The sequence below is a fragment of the Phycicoccus jejuensis genome (assembly GCF_000720925.1).
GTDB classification, from domain to species: Bacteria; Actinomycetota; Actinomycetes; order Actinomycetales; family Dermatophilaceae; genus Phycicoccus; species Phycicoccus jejuensis.
The window spans coordinates 1-318 of the sequence record NZ_JOEE01000065.1 but is presented as its reverse complement, the minus strand read 5'-3'; the positions used below and the strand labels follow the sequence as shown (position 1 = coordinate 318).

The window sequence follows — 318 nt, the reverse complement described above, 5'->3', positions numbered from 1 at the left end:
GCAGTCAGGGCAGATGGGTGGCCGCCAGGTCTCCGCTGACGACATCCCCATCCTGACCGGCGCCGAGATCCGCCAGATGAAGGAACGGCACGCCCTCGTGCTCTCCGAGAACGGCGCCCCGATCGTCGCTCGCCTCAACCGTTGCATCGACGGCAAGCCTGGTCAGCAGCTCCTCGAGAACCAGAAGCGGCTACGGGACACCATCGCGCCCGGCCGCTCGCACGACGTCGACCCGGAAGCCCGAGCCATCGCCGCCCTCGTCGAGGCGCGCCGCCGGGGGCTCGTCGACAACCACGACGGTGGGTCACTGTGACCGAG

General features: G+C 69.8%; 1 pseudogene. It reads left to right on the top strand.

What is annotated here, in order from left to right:
• Positions 1-313: pseudogene (locus IG69_RS0119630) on the top strand (type IV secretory system conjugative DNA transfer family protein); the annotation flags it as partial.
• Positions 314-318: the final 5 nt, after the last annotated feature.